This window comes from Sandarakinorhabdus limnophila DSM 17366 (assembly GCF_000420765.1).
In the GTDB taxonomy this organism is placed as follows: Bacteria; Pseudomonadota; Alphaproteobacteria; order Sphingomonadales; family Sphingomonadaceae; genus Sandarakinorhabdus; species Sandarakinorhabdus limnophila.
Map to the genome: position 1 here is coordinate 96,778 of NZ_ATVO01000005.1, position 15,682 is coordinate 112,459.

Genomic DNA, 15,682 nt, shown 5'->3' on the forward strand with positions numbered 1-15,682 from the left:
ACACCAAGGGAGTGCACACCCATGCTGAAGCAACTGGAAGAACTGGAACGCCGCCGCGCCGCCGCCCGCATGGGTGGTGGGGAAAAGCGCATCGAGGCCCAGCACAAGAAGGGCCGGCTGACGGCGCGCGAGCGGCTGGATATCCTGCTCGATCCCGGCAGCTTTGAAGAGCTCGACATGTATGTGGAGCATAACTGCACCGAATTCGGCATGGCCGAACAGAAGATCCCCGGTGACGGCGTCGTGACCGGCAGCGGCACCATCAACGGCCGGCTGGTCTATGTCTTCTCGCAGGATTTTACCGTTTTTGGCGGCTCATTGTCTGAACGCCACGCCCAGAAGATCTGCAAGATCATGGACACCGCCATGAAGGTTGGCGCGCCGGTGATTGGCCTCAACGATTCGGGCGGGGCCCGCATCCAGGAAGGCGTCGCCAGCCTTGGTGGCTATGCCGAAGTGTTCCAGCGTAACGTGCTGGCATCCGGCGTGGTACCGCAGATTTCGCTGATCATGGGGCCCTGTGCGGGCGGCGCGGTCTACTCACCCGCCATGACCGACTTCATCTTCATGGTGAAGGATTCGAGCTACATGTTCGTCACCGGCCCGGACGTGGTGAAAACAGTGACCAACGAGGTGGTGACCCAGGAAGAACTGGGCGGCGCCATCACCCACAGCACCAAATCCGGCGTCGCCGATCTGGCGCTGGAAGATGATATCGATGCACTGCTGCGCACGCGGATGTTCTTCGATTTCCTGCCCTTGAACAACCGCGAGGATGCGCCGTTCCGGTCCACCAGCGACGATCCGCTGCGCATTGACCACAGCCTGGACACGCTGATCCCGGCCAGCGCCGCCAAGCCGTATGACATGCACGAGCTGATCCAGAAAGTCGCCGACGATGGCGAATTCTTCGAGCTGCAGCCCGGCCATGCCGGCAATATCCTGATCGGCTTTGCGCGCATCGAAGGCCACACGGTCGGTATTGTTGCCAACCAGCCGACGGTGCTGGCCGGCTGCCTCGACATCAACGCCAGCAAGAAGGCCGGCCGCTTCGTGCGTTTTTGCGATGCCTTCAACATACCGATCGTGACGTTCGTGGATGTGCCCGGCTTCCTGCCCGGCGTGGCGCAGGAATATGGCGGCATCATCAAGCATGGCGCCAAACTGCTGTTCGCCTATGCCGAAGCCACCGTGCCGAAAATCACCGTGATCACGCGTAAGGCCTATGGCGGCGCCTATGACGTGATGGCGTCAAAGCATCTGCGCGGCGACTTGAACTATGCCTGGCCCACCGCCGAAATCGCCGTGATGGGCGCGAAGGGCGCCGTGGAAATCATCTTCCGCCAGGATATCGGCGACAAGGACAAGATTGCGGCCCGCACCGCCGAATATGAAGCCCGCTTCGCCAATCCGTTCGTGGCGGCGTCGATGGGCTTCATCGATGAAGTGATCATGCCGCATGCGACGCGGAAGCGGATCGCGACGGGCCTGCGGAAACTGCGCAACAAGACGCTCGAGAACCCGTGGAAAAAGCACGACAATATCCCGTTGTAAGCGGGACGTGATGCCCGAAACCTATCTCGTCTGGAAATTCCTGCACATCACCGGTGTCGTGATGTTGATGGGCAACATCACTGTGACGGCGATCTGGAAGTATTTCGCCGATCGCGACGGCCGCGGCCCGGTGCTGCAGTTCGCCCAGAAACTCATCACCTACACCGATTGGTCGATGACGGTGTGGGGCGTGGTGCTGACCATGGTTGGCGGCTATGGCCTTGCCATTCAAGGCCAATTTGATCTTGTTAGCGGCTGGTTGCTCTGGGCGCAGCTTTGTTTCGTCGCCGCCGGATTGATCTGGATGGGGCTGATCGTGCCGATCCAGATCAAGAGCGCGCGGATGGCGCGCCAATTCGGTGATGGGCCAGTGCCCGATGCCTACAAGGCCTTGTCAAAACGATGGATTTTCTGGGGACTCATCTCCACCGTGCCACTGGTGGCGGCGCTGTGGCTGATGATTGCCCGGCCCGCCTGAGCACCAATGTGACGGCTATATTGCAGAAAAAAGACTCTTAAATGACATTTTCGTGACAATCTTGTTGCATTCACGTGACATTGCTCGCATCATCCTCTCATCAAGTGTTTTGGGAGGTACATGATGCGCATCACGATAGCTCTTCTCGCCGCCGCAACGTTGGCGATGCCGGCTCTGGCCGCCGAACCCGGCTATGAACAGTGGCAGGTGAAGGTGCAGACTGCGGATCTCGATCTGTCGTCGGCCACTGGCCAGCGCGCGCTGGACAAGCGCCTGTCGCAAGCGGTGACGCGCCTGTGCGGATACCCGGTCACCTTCACCCGTGACGAACTGGCGGCCTTTGATGCCTGCCGGACCGATGCGATGAAGGCTGCTGCGCCGCAGATTGATGCGGCCCGCGCCCGGCTCGCTGTTGCGGTTGCTTCCAACCGCTGAAATTCATTCAAGCCTGAACCCGAAAGGGCCGGTGCTCACGCGCCGGCCCTTTTGCATTCACCGGGTTGGCGACAGGCCTTCAAACTGAACCACGTCACCGGTCAGGGCGGCAAAGGCAGCAGCGATGGTGGCAAAGAACAAACGCATGGAAAATTCCGGAAATCAGAGGAGTGGCCGGCGCCGCTGCAGGGGATCAGCAGCGCCGGCCGGGGTATGACCGATGGATGCAGCCTGTGGGGGGATCGGCTGCCCGGGGGAAGGGGACCATCTGTCACGCCCGCCTGCCTGTGCTGATGCACCGCACCTGACGCAAAGCCCAACAAGTCGTGCCTGCTAAGGGTCATCGCCAAAATCGATATGTTGCATGGTGGCCCCGCCCCGCTATGGAGCAATCATACGAGCAGACGGGAGCCACACGCCTTGTTCACGAAAATCCTGATTGCCAACCGCGGTGAAATCGCCTGCCGCGTGATCCGCACGGCCCGCGCGATGGGCATCAAGACGGTGGCCGTCTATTCCGATGCCGATGCCCAGGCCCTGCATGTGCGCGAGGCCGATGAAGCCGTGCACATCGGCGCGGCGCCGGCTGCCGAATCCTATCTGATCGCCGACAAGATCATCGCCGCCTGCAAGGCGACAGGCGCCGAAGCCGTTCACCCCGGCTATGGCTTCCTGTCGGAACGCGCCAGCTTCGTTGAGGCGCTGAGCGCGGCCGGGATCGCCTTCATCGGCCCACCGGCCCCCGCCATCGCCGCCATGGGCGACAAGATCGAATCCAAGCGCCGCGCCAAGGCGGCGGGCGTCAGCGTCGTGCCCGGCTTTGTCGGTGAAATCACCGGCACCGAACACGCGGTCGAAATCGCTGCTGGCATCGGTTATCCGGTGATGATGAAGGCTTCGGCCGGCGGCGGCGGCAAGGGCATGCGCCTCGCGTGGAGCGAAGCTGACGTGCGCGAAGGCTTCGATTCCGTCCGCCGCGAGGCATTGGCCAGTTTCGGCGATGATCGCGTGTTCATCGAAAAGTTCGTCGAACAGCCGCGCCACATCGAAATCCAGCTGATCGGCGACCAGCAGGGCAATATCCTTTATCTGAACGAGCGCGATTGTTCGATCCAGCGCCGCCACCAGAAGGTGGTGGAAGAAGCCCCCTCCCCGTTCGTCACGCCGGAAATGCGCAAGGCGATGGGCGAACAGGCCGTCGCGCTTGCCCGCAATGTCGGCTATTTCAGCGCCGGCACGGTGGAGTTCATCGCAGGCGCCGATCGCAGCTTCTACTTCCTTGAAATGAACACCCGCCTGCAGGTGGAGCATCCGGTCACCGAATGCATCACCGGCCTCGATCTCGTCGAACTGATGATCCGCGTCGCCGCGGGCGAACCGCTGCCGCTGTCCCAGGCCGATGTGCAGCTGAACGGCCACGCCATCGAAACCCGCATCTATGCCGAAGACCCGTATCGCGGCTTCCTGCCCTCCATCGGCCGCCTGTCACGCTGCCAGCCGCCGGAAGCCGGCCTGGATCAAGAAGGCCGTCTGATCCGCATCGATACCGGCGTGGTGGAAGGCGCTGAAATCAGCATGTTCTATGATCCGATGATCGCCAAGCTGATCACCTGGGCCCCGACCCGCGCCGATGCCATCGCCGCGCAGGCCGATGCGCTCGATTCCTATCTGATCAAGGGCATCAACCACAATATCGATTTCCTGGCCGCCATCATGCAGCATGATCGATTCAAGGCTGGCAGCAATGTCACCACCGGTTTCATTGCAGAGGAATATCCCGATGGCTTCCACGGCGCGCCGGTTGCGCCCGAAACCCGCGATACGCTGGTGGCCGCGGCCGCCATCATCCACGCTGAAACCGTGGCGCGCGAACAGTTGATCGATGGCCAGCTTTCCGGCGATGGCGCCATCTATGGCATCAACTGGGTCGTCGAACTCGATGGCGAACAGGTGCCGGTGGACGTGACCGGGGAGGCCGGCAGCCACGAAGTCCTCATCGATGGCCGCGATCTGGTCGTGCAGTCCGGCTGGCGTGTGGGCGACAGCCTGTTCACCGGCAATATCAACGGCACCGCCATCGCCATCAGCGTTGCAAGGAAGGGCAGTTTCACCCTGCTCACCACCCGCGGTGCGGCCCACAAGGCCCGCGTCCTCACCCCGCGCGCCGCCGAACTCGCCCGCCACATGATCGCCAAGGTGCCGCCGGACATGAGCAAATATCTGCTCTGCCCGATGCCCGGCCTGGTGGTTTCCATCGCGGTTGCCGAAGGCGACAAGGTGGAAGCCGGCCAGCAGCTCGCCACCGTGGAAGCCATGAAGATGGAAAATATCCTGCGCGCCGAAAAGGCCGGGGTGGTGGCGAAACTGCTGGCCAAGGCCGGCGATTCACTGGCGGTGGATGCGGTGATCATGGAATTTGAAGGCTAGAAGGCCCTTCACTTCGCTTCCGCGGTCTCCTGCACCTCTTTCGGCGGCCCTTCTTCAAGCCGCTTCACGAACGCCGCCGCGTCGCCGGCCAGCGCTGCCTCGCGCAAGCTGCGGGCAAGCGCCGCATAACCGTCACCGTGCGGCGCGAAGGCCACTGGTTCCAGAACCTTGGCGGCGTCCGCCATGCGGCCCTTGCGCACCAGCACGGTCGCCATGTCGATCACGATGCCCGACGCTTGCGGTGCCAGTTCCCACATTCTCTGCACCACGTTGAACAAATTGTCGTCCACCGGGCCGCGTTCGATATCGCTGGTGTGCACGTACAGATGCAGGGCCCGCCAGTCCGCCGGTGCGGCCTTCGCGGCCCGCACCAGCAGGCGCCGCGCCTCACCGCGATTGGCGCGCGCGTCGACGGCGAGCAGGGCTTCGGCCTTCAGGCGCAGCAGATCGGAATCGCCGGGCGAGGCGGCCAACTGGCCATCGAGCAAGCTGCTCGCCCGCGCCTTGTCCCCCCAGTACATCTCGGCCAGCGCCAATGTGCGGGTTGCCAGCACGTCGCCCTGGTGGCGCGCGGTGGCACCCCGCACCCGGGCCAGCGCCGCCTTGGGATCCGGCGCCTCGCCGCCTCTGTTGTCCAGCCAGGCGTACAGCATGATCACATCGCCCGCCGATGCCGACAGATCGCGCACGGTCACCATTGCGGTTTCCGGCCCCTTGCGGGTGAGCCGGCTGAAGGTCATCCGGCTCATATAGGCCTTCAGCGGGCCATTGAGTTCCCGCGGCTCGGGCAGCACGTTCGCCTTGAACGCGCTGAGCGGATCAGTGCCGCCGGCGACGGCCCGCAGATAGGCGTTCAGCTTTTCCGACATGCCCGGCGCACGGAACATGTAATGGGTCAGCAGCCAGCTTTGGGCATAGAACATCAACACGTCTGCCGATCGCAGTTTTGCCGTTTCCCGCCCGATCACCCGATCCCAGTTCAGCCATTGCTGGCTGAGCGAATAGGCGCGGCCGGCATCGAACAGGCCGAAATCAACCCGCGTCGGGAAGAAGGTTGCGGTCATGAAATATTCGGCAAAGCCTTCCAAATACCAGGCCGGATAGCTTTGCCCGGTGGAGGCAAACATGTGGTGGTGGGCATATTCGTGCAGCAGCACCTTCTGGCCGAATTCCCCCTTGGTGGCGAACGCCACGATGCCGCGATCGCCGGCATTGTAGAACCCGGCGACATCCGGACCGACCTTGCCGAACGGCACGGCACTGGAAATCGTATCGACGATATAGATATCCAGTTTCGGCGCCGCATCATCCACCTGGGCCGTGGTGAATTTGCCCAGCAGAGTGCGATAATCTTCCAGCAGTTCTGCCCGCCGCCGCAGATCAGCGGCCGACATGTCGGCATACACCCGGAAATGCGTCGATTCCGCCACCCGCCACGCCGCCGCACCGGGGGAGGCCACCACAAGACCAATCAACAGGAACAGCAGCGTACGCATCAGGCCAGCATCACAACAATGTGGCAGCCGTCAACAATTGCCGAAGAGAATTTTTCGTTAACCTTTCTCCCTTATGAATCCGTTTTGGATCTGTTGCATTCGGATTGGGTCGAACGTGATTTCCTTGCGCCATCTTGCTTGCCTTGCGGCAGGCGTCTTATCCCTTGCGCCGGCTCCCGGCTCGGCCACGGTCATCCTGTCGTCCGGCCCCGTCTCCCCCCTGCCCTCCGAACTGGGCGCCCGCGCGCGTTGGGGCGGCACCGGGTTTGAAGCGGTGATGCTCGATGCCGGCACCCAGGTGGTGGGCACGACGCTGAACCCCGTTGGTTCCCCGGTGTGGCAACTCGGCCAGCCGCACGCGTTTCGCCTGTTCTGGGAATGGTTCAGCGGCACACTAACCTGGCAAATCGATTTCGATCGCAACGGCAGCTTTGGCGCCGGTGAAACTGCCAGCCTCACCCGGGTGGCGCGGATCGGCACCACCTTCGACTATATCCTGCTCACCGCCGACAGCCGCACGGCCGGCGCGAACAGCAACGCCATCGACATCAACAATTTTCGCATCAATGGCACCAATTTGGGCAACTTCAGGGCTGACAGCAGCAGCCCCAACATTGGCCAATGGTTCGAGCCGGCCAGCCCAGGTCCGCGCTTCCGTTCAATCGAGATCTTGGGCGACATGGTCTACCGCAACACTGGTGGCAATGGTGCTTTCCAGGGCGAGCGGCCGCGCATGCAGCTGCAATTCTTTGGCCCGGAACCGGTGCCGGAACCGGCAAGCTGGGTGATGCTGGTGGCCGGCTTTGGCGCCGTGGGGGCCGCCCTGCGCCGCCGCCGGACGGTGGCAGCCGCCTGAACCCTTACGCCAGCAGCGGCGCCAGCGCGCCTTCGTGCCTGAGCAGCCAAGCCTTGCGCTCCACCCCGCCGGCATAGCCCGTCAGCGCGCCGCCGGAACCCATCACACGGTGGCAGGGCACGACGATGCCAATGGGATTGGCACCGTTGGCCAGACCAATGGCGCGGCTGGCGGTGGGTTGGCCGATGGCGGCCGCAAGCTGGCCATAGCTGCGGGTTTCGCCGGCCGGAATCTGGCGCAGCGCGGCCCATACGCGGCGCTGGAATTCGCTGCCGATGCGGGCGACTGGCAGGCCATCGAGCGCGGTGACTGCGCCGGTGAAATAGGCAGCGAGCGCTCCCGTCAATTCCGCTGGCGGTTCGCCCGGCGCGAGGCTGGCACCGGGATGGTGGCGCGCGAACAGCCGGTGCAGGCGCGCTTCGAAATCCGCGAAGTCGAGCGCATGCAGCGTGCCATCGGCGGCAGTGACGGCGAGGAGATCGCCCAGCGGGCTGGGCAGGCGGGAGAGAGTGTGGCTCATGCCCCTTTCCTACCGGCGTTCACGATGCTGCGCTGGCGGAAATCCGCCATCATGTCCGGCAGCTGATCCCGCCGGCATTGTTCACCCCGCATTCGGCGCGCTGTTCACCCATGGCAAAGCGCACCAGCAACGCGCCGGCGTTGGACTGGCGGATCACGTCGGCCACCGATCGCACCGGCTGGCCGCCCACGCTTTCCAGCAGGGCGCCGGGGCGCAGAAAGCGCAAGGCTGGTGCGTTGGCCTCGATCGCCACCACCACCACGCCCTGTTCGGGCAGACCGGCGCCGAGTTCCTGGGCATAGGCCGGCGACAGATTGGCGACCGTCACGCCGTTCAGGATGGAGCGGCCGGCCAGCCGCGTGATGCTGCGCGGCGGATTTTCCGGCGGCGGCGCCAGCGTCACCGGCACCTGCCGTTCCGCACCATCACGCCACAGCCGCATGTTCAGCGTGGTGCCAACGCCTTCGGTGGCCAGCGAATAACGCAGCTGCCCGCCATTGGCGACTTCCTTGCCGTCCACGCTTTTCAGCACGTCGCCAGCCTTGACGCCAGCCTTGGCGCCGGGGCTGCCGGGCACAACGCCGGTCACCAGCAGCCCGCCGGGGCGATCGAGGCCAAGCTGCTTCGCCGTATCGGCGGTGAGCGCTTCGCCCTCTACCCCGATCCAGCCGGAAACCAGCTTGCCCTTGTCGGCCGCGTTCAGGAACACGCGTACCATCTTGGAGGGGATGGCAAAACCGATGCCGTTGGAACCGCCGCCGCGGCTGAAGATGGCCGTGGGCACGCCGATCAGCCGGCCTTGCGAATCCAGCAGTGCGCCGCCCGAATTGCCGGGGTTGATGGCCGCATCAGTCTGGATGAAGAACTGCCAATCGGAAACGCCGATGCCGGTGCGGGCCAGTGCCGAAACAATGCCGGTCGTCACCGTCTGGCCAACGCCAAACGGGTTGCCGATGGCCACGGTCACATCACCCACTTCCACCCGGTCGCTATCGGCCATGCGGATCACCGGGAGCACGGCGCCTTCGGTTTCCACCTTCAGCAGCGCCAAATCGAGGCGCGGATCGGCAAACAGGATCTTGGCCTTGAACTCGCGCCGATCGGCCAGGGCGACCAGGATCTGGTCTGCCCCTTCCACCACGTGGTTGTTGGTGATGATCAGGCCATCGGCGCCAACGATCACGCCCGATCCCAACGATTGCGACACGCGCGGCTGCACCGGGGCACCACCGAAGAACCGCTGAATGAATTCCTCGTTCATGCTGCGCGGCCGGCGATCCACCGTGGCGGTGTAGATGTTGACGACAGCGGGCGCGGCGGATTTGACCACGGGCGCGAAGCTGAGCGCCACCTGGCCGGATTGCGGCACGGCGCGGGGCACGTCGGTCGTGTCCATCGGCGGAATCTGCGCCGCGACATGGCCGGTGTCCGACAGCTGGGCGATGCCCACCGCCAGCCCGACGCCCGCCGCCGCGCCCAAAAGCACGCCGCCCGCCAATTTCAGCCTGTCCACCATGAGAGCGAATATCCTGTTCATAATGCCGAGATTGCTGCGCGAAGTTTAAGCAGCCATGAATATGGGGAGCGATTTGGCTTTGCGAAGGGGCACATCATGAAACTCTGGCACTGCCACGATGCGCGCAGTTTCCGGCCGCTGTGGGCGCTGGAGGAACTCGGCCTGCCCTATGAGCTGGTGCTGCTGCCCTTCCCGCCGCGCTGGATGGAGCCGAGCTTTCTTGAGTTGAACCCACTCGGCACTATCCCTTTCTTCACGGATGGTGACGTGAAGATGACCGAAAGCGCCGCCATCTGCCAATATCTGGCCGACAAGGTAAGCGCCTTGCGGGTGCTGCCCGGCGATCCGCGCTATGGTGATTACCTGAATTTCCTGCACCAGTCCGACGCGACACTCACCTTCCCGCAGACGCTGGTGCTGCGTTACACGCAGCTTGAGAAACCGGAAAACCGCAACCCCAAGGTGGCGAGCGACTATCGCCGCTGGTTCATCGCCCGCACCACCTGGGCCGAACGCGCACTGTCTGATGGCCGGCCGTGGCTGTGCGGCGATACGTTCACCGTCGCCGATATCGCCGTCGCCTATGCGCTGCTGCTGGCGGGCAATCTCGGCCACCTCGGCGAGGTTGGCCCGCATCTGCTGTCATACTGGGAACGGTGTCAGGCGCGGGATGGCTTCCAGCGCGCCAAGGCGGCGCAGAAGGCTTAGGCCGCGCGCACCGCGATCACCTCATCCAGCCTGAGCGGGCGATAGAGGTGCGGGAACAATTGCCCGCCGCGGCTTTCCTCCCACTTCAACGCGTCGCCCAGCGCGTCGGCATCCAGCGTCAGCGCCATCACGCCCACATCGCCGGCAAACCATTTGGTCAGGGTGCCGGGCGCCTGTTCGGGCGTGGAGATGTGAATATAGCCATCACGCAGATCATCCGCCGATCCGGCAAACACGCGCGTTTCCTGAAACTGTGCCCATTCATCGGCGCGCAACAGCTTGATGATCGGTGTCATTTCACCTCACGCACGGGTACTTTCAGCGTGCACAGATCGGCCGCGCCGGCCTGACGCACGAAGAAACCGGTGCGGTTAGCGCGGGCCTGCACCACCTGGGCAAAGCTGGGGCTGGCCGTGTCCATCATCTGCCAGCGCGGAAAGCCGGGGATCTGGCTGGCGAGGCGCACGCGGGTGATCTTGGTGCGCTGACGCTCATCCTTGTAGAAACCCAGCGCCTCGGTGCCGCGCGGCAGGGCGGCGTGCGGCTCGATGCCGGCCAGCACCCGGCCCACGTTGGCGATGTTGCGATCAAGATGGCGCGGGCCATGGCCGATCACGGCATAAAGCTCGGCGCCGTCGCCGGTATCCGGCGGCATGTCGCGGCCCACGCCCACCGTGCCATAGCAATGCGCCAGCCACACCGTGCCGGTGCTCTGGTCGCGCGCTGCCTGCCAGCCCGACACAAAGCCGGCTTCGGCATAGCTGTCCTTGAACGGCGACGGCGTGAAGGCGACATCGGCGATGGGGCGCTCATACTCCGCCGGCAGCCGTTCCGGCCGCACGCGCTGTTCGCGCACATCGGGCGGCTGGCTCACCGGTTCCTTGCCGCTCTCCGGCTTGGCGGCCCATTGCACGACATAATTGTCCTGCACCCGCACGATACGGCTCTCATCAAAGCGGCCGGCACGCACCAGTTTCTGGATGGCCGCCACGTGCTGCGGCGCGAATTGCGGCGCCAGCTGGATCACCATGCGGCCGGCGGCGCTGTCCATCACCATGATGTGATCGGGGTTGATGTCGAGCCAATGCGCGCCCGGTGCGTTGGCGGCAATATCATCGGCGGACGTGTTGACCAAGGACGGCGGCGGCGCTTGCGCCAGCAGCAGTGGCGCCGCGAGGAGGAGCAGCTTGCGCATCAGGCGTCCTCCGCCTGAAAGTCCAGCGCCAGGCCGTTGATGCAGTGGCGCAGGCCTGTCGGCGGCGGCCCATCGGGGAACACATGGCCCAAATGCCCGCCGCAGCCGGCGCAATGGACTTCGGTGCGCACCATGCCGTGGCTCACATCGGTCTTTGTGCCCACCGCGCCTTCCACGGCGTCGTAAAAGCTCGGCCAGCCGGAACCGGAGTTGAACTTGGTGCCCGACCGGTAGAGCAGCGCACCACAGCCGGCGCAGTGATAGTCGCCAGTGCGCTTTTCATCGTTGAGCGGCGAAGTGAACGGCCGTTCGGTGGCATGTTCGAACAGCACGGCGCGGGCTTCGGGGCTAAGGCAGCTCATCACACTCTCCAACGGGCAAGGGCATCGATTGCGCCTTGCAGGATATAGCTCGCCGCCAGCCTGTCCACCCGCTCCGAACGACGGGCGCGCGACAAATCCTCGGCGATCATGGCGCGCTCCACCGCAGCGGTGGACCAGCGTTCATCCCACAGCAGCAACGGCAGGCCCAACACAGCGACGTTGCGCGCAAACGCCCGCACCGATTGGGTGCGCGATGAATCTGTGCCGTCCATGTTCAACGGCAAGCCGATCACCAAGCCAACCAATCGCTCCTTGGCGACCCAGGCCTTCAGTTCGGCCAGATCGGCGCTGAACTTCGTCCGTGCGATGGTGTGGGCCGGGCTGGCGAAACTCCAACTGGAGTCGCAAGTGGCAAGGCCAATGGTCTTGGTGCCCACGTCCAGTCCGCCCAGCCGGCCGGCATCGGGCAGCACGGCCGCATAATCCGGCGCGCTGGCCGAGATCAGCGTTCCGCTTTCCACGCCGCCACCCGCGCCGCCGCATCGAGGCGCACGGCCTGCCAGAACAGCGGATAATCGAACACGTGGAAATTATTGCCCGGCAGCACGAACGCCGGATAGCCGCTTGGTGCTTCACCTATCAGCAACAGCCCGCGGGGATCACAACGCGCCGGCACACCGGGCGTCACCAGCTTGCCGGCGGTAAGCGTCGCCGAAGGCACCAGGCTGCCGGGGTTGGCGCTGGCGGGGGCGGCGTCGCCGATGCTGCCCGTGAGGGGATTGCTGCACAGCATCGCCGTGCCGGTGCGGGAGGTGCCCGCCAGGCCCGTGCCAGCGTAATAAACATCAAGGATCGCCGACGCGTCGGCCGGCTCGGCAAAGCTCTGCCAGCTCAGCAGGCAGCGCGCCTGATCACGCCGTTCGCAGGCCCGCAGGCCCAGCGCCGGCAGATCGGCGCTCACCGACACCGGCCAGCCCACCGCATAGGCTGCCACAACGCGGGCAGCGAGCGGCGTGCCCGCCACCTCTTCCTTCAGAAGGCGCAACAGGTGCAGCGCACCCTGGCTGTGGCCGGCAAGGATGATCGGCCCACCTGGCGGCTGCGCTTCCAGGAAGCGCGCGAAAGCCGCCTTCACATCAGCATAGGCCAGCCGCTGGGCGGCTTGGGCAAAGCGCCGCGTTTCGGGCGTGTTGGCAAGGAAACTGCCCAGCACCGCCTGGCGGTAATGCGGCGCCCACAGCGGGCCGGCCGCCGCCAGCGCGCTGGCTTCGGTGCGCAGGAAGCCAGCCAGCCGCAGCGCCGTTGCCGTATCGCTGGAACGGCCGTTCCACTGCGAATTGCCAAAGGCGGCGGTGGGCGGAATGAAGAACACCGACACATCGCCCCTGGCCATGGCAGGCGCGCCTTCCGGCAGGAACGCCGTGGGATCATCGGCCCCATCCTTCAGGCCGCCCGGCCGCGCCGCCCAACTGGCAGGATCGCCATAATCATAGGGCGTGCCGGCTGCGGCGGCTTCAAACGCGCCGCCCGGCACCAACGCCGCGCTGAGCAGGCGGTTGCCGGCCAGCCGCCAGGCAAAGGCGGCCACAATGACAAGGATGATGGCAATCGCCACCAGCCACAAGAACAGCCGCGGCAGCCGCGCCGGTCGTTCCACGCGCGCCGGCTTGGCCGTTGGCGCGGCGATATTGGCCTGTTCGTTTTCTTCCGTCATTCGTTCAGACAAGTCGCCAGCCTCGTGGTGATGATCGGCTGGTGCCTAGCAGCGGTCGTCATGCACTGCGAAGAAAATCATGTCGCTGCCCTTCGAACCGCTTGAGTTTTTTGTAATGAGCGGCATAAAGTCACAGCCATGAGCAATATCCTCTGCGTTGAAGACGATGCCACCATGGCCGATCATATCGCGCAGGGTCTGCGCGAGGCTGGCTTTCATGTTGATATTGCCGGCACTGGAACGTTGGGCCTCGAACTGGCGATGGCCGGGCACTATGCCGCCATCGTGCTGGATCGCATGCTGCCCGAACTCGATGGCCTCACTGTCCTGTCCCGCCTGCGCGAAGCCGGCAACCGCACGCCGGTGGTGGTGCTCTCCGCGTTGGCCAGCTTGGATGAACGGGTAAAGGGCCTGCGCGCCGGTTCCGACGATTATCTCACCAAGCCCTTTGAATTGCCGGAATTGCTTGCCCGTCTTGAAGCTGTGCAGCGCCGCGCCCTGCCATCGGGCGAGATCACCCGGCTGGTGGAAGGCGAGTTGGAGCTTGATCTGCTCGCCCGCCGTGTCACCTGGACGGGCAAGCGCATCGATCTGCAACCGCGCGAATTCCGCCTGCTGGAATATTTGGTCCGCCACCGTGGCCAGGTCGTCACCCGTTCCATGCTGCTGGAAGGCGTGTGGGATTATCATTTCGATCCCGGTACAAACGTGATCGACGTGCATGTCAGTCGCCTGCGCAGGAAGCTGGATGAAGGCGGCGCCGGCAATATCGTGCAGACCGTGCGCGGCACCGGCTACCGCGTCGGCGGCGAAACGGTCACGGCCTGACGGAGCAGTTGCCGACCAGCTTGGGTTATCGGCACGGAGACGAATTTGATGCACGGCAAGAAGCGAGGAGGGCGCGATGTCTCTGGCATCGCAACCAACGAGCGACGCAGCCGTGCGCCAAATTGGCGCCGCCCCGAAGGGGTCGCCCCACTTGGGGCGATGACGATTGCGCAAGCTGGTCGGGAACCGACCTAATGCCCCGGGCGGGGCTGTCTTCGTGGAAACCATCAGGCTTCCGCCTGTTGCTGAGCGGGCTGGTGCCGCGCACCACCACGGCGCGGATCAGCTTGATGCTGTTCCTGGTCATCCTGGCCGGATCGGCGCTGCTGCTGATCCTGCTGGAACGTGCAACCCAGACCCAGCTCGATCGCGAAGCGCAGGCCCGCATCACCGCCATTGCCGAGACGGCCGAACGGACCTGGCGCCGCAATGGCATCGAGGCTGCCGTCACCATTCTCGATGGCGAACTGGCGGTGCCTGGCCCGCTCATCATCCACCTCGCCGCCCGCGATGGCAGCCTGCTGCTTGGCAATCTGGCGCGCTGGCCGGCGAGCGTTCCCAGCGACCGGCGCTATTACCGCGTGCCCGCCATGCACACCGAACATGGCGACATCGAACCCTATATGGTGACGGCACGGCCCATGCCCGATGGCTATCGCCTGCTGGTCGGCCGCAGCCTAGAAGCCGAAGTGCAGTTGCAGTCCACGCTCACCACGCTGCTGGCCGTGGCGCTGCCCGTGGCGGCGCTGCTGGCCTGGCTCACCAGCAAACTGGTGGTCTCCATCATCAGCGATCGGGCGCGCGGCATCGCCGATGTGGTGGGCGAGGTCACCGCCGGCAAACTGCACGCCCGGGTCGATCTGCCGCCGGGCCCGCCCGCCGATGCCTTTGATTCCATGGGCCAGGCCTTCAACGTCATGCTGGCGCGGGTGGAATCGGTGCTGGATGAACTGCGCGCCGTCACCGATGGGCTGGCGCATGATCTGCGCTCACCGCTCACTCGGCTGAAAGCCCGCATCGACAAGCTGCAACAGGGCAGCGTGATCGATGCCGCCGATCTGGAAGCCGTATCGGCCGAAGCGGAATCGCTGCTTGGCATGCTCGATACCAGCCTGGAAATCACCCGCGCCGAAGCCGGCATCGGCCGCGACCGCTTTGAACAGGTCGATCTGTCCCAGATGGTCGCCGATCTGGCCGACATGTATGGGCCGCTGGCCGAAGATGCCGGCGTGGAACTGGCCGTGCAACCCGGCCTGACCCGGGTGACGGCGCTGGCACACCGCCAGTTGCTGGGCCGGGCGTTGGCCAATCTGATCGACAATGCCCTGCGCTATGGCGCCTTCGGCAAGCGCATCGAACTGGCCGCCGAGCGCACCGATGGCGGGGCGCGGTTGGTGGTGGGCGATCACGGCCCCGGCATCCCCACCGCCCAACGGCGCGAAGCGTTGCGGCGCTTTGGCCGGCTTGATGCGGCGCGCGGCCGACAGGGCCAGCGGTTGCAGGGGGCCGGCCTTGGCCTGTCGCTGGCCGCCGCCGTCGCCCGCCTGCACGGCGGCACGCTCACACTGGCCGATAACAAGCCCGGCCTGCAGGTTGCGATCGATCTGCCAGCCGTGCCGGCGGCGGAATAGC

General features: G+C 64.9%; 16 protein-coding genes. 8 read left to right on the forward strand and 8 right to left on the reverse strand.

The genetic code is table 11. From position 1 onward, the window contains the following. The first annotated feature begins 21 nt into the window (after positions 1-21). The 4 genes from G566_RS0105865 to G566_RS0105885 all read left to right on the forward strand — a co-directional run bounded on the left by G566_RS0105865 (position 22) and on the right by G566_RS0105885 (position 4,894). Positions 22-1,554 (forward strand): acyl-CoA carboxylase subunit beta, encoded by a 1,533-nt coding sequence (locus G566_RS0105865; RefSeq protein WP_022679746.1) that lies wholly within the window; start codon positions 22-24, stop codon positions 1,552-1,554. Positions 1,555-1,564: 10 nt separating this feature from the next. After that, positions 1,565-2,032, forward strand: coding sequence for a DUF2269 family protein (locus G566_RS0105870; protein WP_022679747.1), 468 nt, complete (start codon positions 1,565-1,567; stop codon positions 2,030-2,032). A gap of 123 nt (positions 2,033-2,155) precedes the next feature. Then, positions 2,156-2,467: a UrcA family protein gene (locus G566_RS13660; protein WP_169522768.1), complete on the forward strand. Its 312-nt coding sequence runs from the start codon at positions 2,156-2,158 to the stop codon at positions 2,465-2,467. Between the two features lie 420 nt (positions 2,468-2,887). After that, positions 2,888-4,894: an acetyl-CoA carboxylase biotin carboxylase subunit gene (locus G566_RS0105885; protein WP_022679750.1), complete on the forward strand. Its 2,007-nt coding sequence runs from the start codon at positions 2,888-2,890 to the stop codon at positions 4,892-4,894. Between the two features lie 8 nt (positions 4,895-4,902). Here the strand turns inward: G566_RS0105885 and G566_RS0105890 are convergent, their stop codons facing one another. Further along, on the reverse strand, positions 4,903-6,390 hold the full coding sequence (locus G566_RS0105890; RefSeq protein WP_022679751.1) for a tetratricopeptide repeat protein: 1,488 nt from the start codon (positions 6,388-6,390) through the stop codon (positions 4,903-4,905). A gap of 124 nt (positions 6,391-6,514) precedes the next feature. On the opposite strand from G566_RS0105890, the gene G566_RS15345 reads away from it, so the two are divergent. Beyond that, on the forward strand, positions 6,515-7,246 hold the full coding sequence (locus tag G566_RS15345) for a PEPxxWA-CTERM sorting domain-containing protein (RefSeq protein ID WP_243442416.1): 732 nt from the start codon (positions 6,515-6,517) through the stop codon (positions 7,244-7,246). 4 nt (positions 7,247-7,250) lie between these two features. Here G566_RS15345 and G566_RS0105900 read toward each other — a convergent pair whose 3' ends face one another. Both G566_RS0105900 and G566_RS0105905 read right to left on the reverse strand, forming a co-directional pair. Next, positions 7,251-7,766 (reverse strand): methylated-DNA--[protein]-cysteine S-methyltransferase, encoded by a 516-nt coding sequence (locus tag G566_RS0105900; protein ID WP_022679753.1) that lies wholly within the window; start codon positions 7,764-7,766, stop codon positions 7,251-7,253. 49 nt (positions 7,767-7,815) lie between these two features. Further along, on the reverse strand, positions 7,816-9,282 hold the full coding sequence (locus tag G566_RS0105905) for a Do family serine endopeptidase (RefSeq protein WP_243442417.1): 1,467 nt from the start codon (positions 9,280-9,282) through the stop codon (positions 7,816-7,818). 96 nt (positions 9,283-9,378) lie between these two features. Here G566_RS0105905 and G566_RS0105910 point away from each other — a divergent pair, with 96 nt between their 5' ends. Continuing rightward, positions 9,379-9,990: a glutathione S-transferase family protein gene (locus G566_RS0105910; RefSeq protein WP_156874441.1), complete on the forward strand. Its 612-nt coding sequence runs from the start codon at positions 9,379-9,381 to the stop codon at positions 9,988-9,990. On the opposite strand, the gene G566_RS13665 is transcribed toward G566_RS0105910, so the two are convergent. Genes G566_RS13665 through G566_RS0105935 form a run of 5 tightly spaced genes read right to left on the reverse strand, consistent with a single transcriptional unit; the run spans position 9,987 to position 13,222 of the window. Further along, a complete protein-coding gene (locus tag G566_RS13665; RefSeq protein WP_022679756.1) occupies positions 9,987-10,286 on the reverse strand; it encodes a DUF952 domain-containing protein in 300 nt (99 codons plus the stop codon). The two genes, G566_RS0105910 and G566_RS13665, sit on opposite strands and share 4 nt — an antisense overlap. Beyond that, on the reverse strand, positions 10,283-11,185 hold the full coding sequence (locus G566_RS0105920) for a peptidylprolyl isomerase (protein ID WP_022679757.1): 903 nt from the start codon (positions 11,183-11,185) through the stop codon (positions 10,283-10,285). The genes G566_RS13665 and G566_RS0105920 overlap by 4 nt, the downstream gene beginning before the upstream one ends. Then, positions 11,185-11,547: a peptide-methionine (R)-S-oxide reductase MsrB gene (gene msrB / locus G566_RS0105925; protein WP_022679758.1), complete on the reverse strand. Its 363-nt coding sequence runs from the start codon at positions 11,545-11,547 to the stop codon at positions 11,185-11,187. Before msrB ends, G566_RS0105920 begins: the two co-directional genes overlap by 1 nt. Next, the gene (ruvX, locus tag G566_RS0105930; protein ID WP_029131316.1) at positions 11,547-12,014 is read right to left on the reverse strand and encodes a Holliday junction resolvase RuvX; all 468 of its coding nucleotides are present in this window, start codon (positions 12,012-12,014) and stop codon (positions 11,547-11,549) included. Before ruvX ends, msrB begins: the two co-directional genes overlap by 1 nt. Next, a complete protein-coding gene (locus G566_RS0105935) occupies positions 12,011-13,222 on the reverse strand; it encodes a DUF3089 domain-containing protein (protein ID WP_022679760.1) in 1,212 nt (403 codons plus the stop codon). Before G566_RS0105935 ends, ruvX begins: the two co-directional genes overlap by 4 nt. A 138-nt stretch (positions 13,223-13,360) precedes the next feature. On the opposite strand from G566_RS0105935, the gene G566_RS0105940 reads away from it, so the two are divergent. After that, complete coding sequence (locus G566_RS0105940) at positions 13,361-14,050, forward strand: response regulator transcription factor (RefSeq protein WP_022679761.1); 690 nt, start codon at positions 13,361-13,363, stop codon at positions 14,048-14,050. Positions 14,051-14,244: 194 nt separating this feature from the next. Further along, positions 14,245-15,681 (forward strand): sensor histidine kinase, encoded by a 1,437-nt coding sequence (locus G566_RS0105945; protein WP_022679762.1) that lies wholly within the window; start codon positions 14,245-14,247, stop codon positions 15,679-15,681. Position 15,682: the final 1 nt, after the last annotated feature.

Excerpts from the sequence above, each read along its gene's own strand:
- G566_RS0105865 (WP_022679746.1), top strand. The coding sequence starts at position 22 with ATGCTGAAGCAACTGGAAGAACTGGAACGCCGCCGCGCCGCCGCCCGC.
- G566_RS0105870 (WP_022679747.1), top strand. The coding sequence starts at position 1,565 with ATGCCCGAAACCTATCTCGTCTGGAAATTCCTGCACATCACCGGTGTC.
- G566_RS13660 (WP_169522768.1), top strand. The coding sequence starts at position 2,156 with ATGCGCATCACGATAGCTCTTCTCGCCGCCGCAACGTTGGCGATGCCG.
- G566_RS0105890 (WP_022679751.1), bottom strand. The coding sequence starts at position 6,390 with ATGCGTACGCTGCTGTTCCTGTTGATTGGTCTTGTGGTGGCCTCCCCC.
- G566_RS0105900 (WP_022679753.1), bottom strand. The coding sequence starts at position 7,766 with ATGAGCCACACTCTCTCCCGCCTGCCCAGCCCGCTGGGCGATCTCCTC.
- G566_RS0105905 (WP_243442417.1), bottom strand. The coding sequence starts at position 9,282 with ATGGTGGACAGGCTGAAATTGGCGGGCGGCGTGCTTTTGGGCGCGGCG.
- G566_RS0105910 (WP_156874441.1), top strand. The coding sequence starts at position 9,379 with ATGAAACTCTGGCACTGCCACGATGCGCGCAGTTTCCGGCCGCTGTGG.
- G566_RS13665 (WP_022679756.1), bottom strand. The coding sequence starts at position 10,286 with ATGACACCGATCATCAAGCTGTTGCGCGCCGATGAATGGGCACAGTTT.
- G566_RS0105920 (WP_022679757.1), bottom strand. The coding sequence starts at position 11,185 with ATGCGCAAGCTGCTCCTCCTCGCGGCGCCACTGCTGCTGGCGCAAGCG.
- msrB (WP_022679758.1), bottom strand. The coding sequence starts at position 11,547 with ATGAGCTGCCTTAGCCCCGAAGCCCGCGCCGTGCTGTTCGAACATGCC.
- G566_RS0105935 (WP_022679760.1), bottom strand. The coding sequence starts at position 13,222 with ATGACGGAAGAAAACGAACAGGCCAATATCGCCGCGCCAACGGCCAAG.
- G566_RS0105940 (WP_022679761.1), top strand. The coding sequence starts at position 13,361 with ATGAGCAATATCCTCTGCGTTGAAGACGATGCCACCATGGCCGATCAT.
- G566_RS0105945 (WP_022679762.1), top strand. The coding sequence starts at position 14,245 with ATGCCCCGGGCGGGGCTGTCTTCGTGGAAACCATCAGGCTTCCGCCTG.